This is a genomic window from Acinetobacter sp. GN11, assembly GCF_054823985.1.
This window is the reverse complement of sequence record NZ_JRVL01000367.1, coordinates 1-1,259: the sequence shown is the minus strand read 5'-3', so window position 1 is coordinate 1,259 and position 1,259 is coordinate 1. Positions and strand designations below refer to the sequence as shown.

At 33.8% G+C, this 1,259-nt stretch carries 2 protein-coding genes; one reads left to right on the top strand and one right to left on the bottom strand.

The annotated features are described in order from the left end of the window. Positions 1–27 precede the first annotated feature (27 nt). Complete coding sequence (locus NL42_RS19440) at positions 28–582, top strand: TetR/AcrR family transcriptional regulator (protein ID WP_461313993.1); 555 nt, start codon at positions 28–30, stop codon at positions 580–582. A gap of 256 nt (positions 583–838) precedes the next feature. Here the strand turns inward: NL42_RS19440 and NL42_RS19435 are convergent, their stop codons facing one another. Continuing rightward, positions 839–1,075: a VF530 family protein gene (locus NL42_RS19435; protein WP_003651786.1), complete on the bottom strand. Its 237-nt coding sequence runs from the start codon at positions 1,073–1,075 to the stop codon at positions 839–841. Positions 1,076–1,259 lie beyond the last annotated feature (184 nt).

Here is a 1,259-nt window from a genome sequence, read left to right as displayed (position 1 = left end):
ACAACAAGAATTTATAACGGTAAAACTATGTCAGATTTAGAAATCTCTTCCAAAAAATTACAGGTTATTCGTACGGCGATACGCTTATTTACCACCCATGGTTTTCACACAGCGGGAATTGACCTGATTGTGAAAGAATCTGAAATAACCAAAACCACTTTTTATAACTACTTTGCCTCAAAAGAGCGCCTGATTGAAATGTGTATCGCCTTTCAAAAGAGACTCCTTAAAGAAGAAGTACTGTCAATTATTTACTCAAACCGCTATTACACTTCAAGCGATAAACTCAAAGAAATTGTGCGTTTACATGTATGTTCTAATAGCCTGTACCACTTATTACTCAAAGCCATATTTGAAATTAAACTTGTTTATTCGCAGGGTTACCACATGGCAGCTGAATATCGAAAATGGCTGCTCCATGAGATTTTTGATCTGATTTTTAGTCTAGAAACTTGTGCAATAAAACCCGATGCCAACATGGTGTTAAACCTAATCGATGGCTTGATGATGCAATTCCTAAGTTCCAATAATTTGGAAGAAAGAGATGTTATGCTAGAGCTGTTTTTTAAATCAAGTAATTGAATATAAAATAATAATTTGAGAAGAGGTCTATATTTTTCTTAATTTCTGTTAGATGGGTAGACCATAAGCGCCGTGCGATAAGCCGAAAAAGTTAATTTTCTGAATTTTTGGGGAGAATATTGTTATTTTTTACGTTGAACTTAGCTATGAATATATATTTTCCTACTAAAAAGGTCTTAAGAATAGACTAAATTTGTCTAGGAAAGTGGTGGCAGCCCACCACTAATTAAAATGCTGAGGCTAGATTTTTTGATAGCTACGATTTCTGTTTGGCTTTTTGGCGTAAGACATACAAATATAAGCTTTCTACTTTTTCACGTGCCCATGGTGTGGTACGTAAGAATCGCAATGATGATTTAACACTTGGATCTATGCAAAAACATCTAATTTCAATTTTACGACTTAAGCCTTCAAATCCTCCGTAGTAATCCAATAATTCATCCAAAATGTCAGCAAGTTTTTTGCCATGTAAAGGGTCATTAGAGGCGTTCATAATAGATCAACAATATTTTGGGAGTCCATTATTATAACCTGAGCTAGTTAGAAAATGAGAGGGATTGCGAAAACACATCCCGAAGCGTATTACGCACGTAATATATCAGTTTTTCTAAGCCTGTAAAGGGTATTTTTAAAATATATTTATAAATTCCAACAAGATATAAATAATCAATATATTC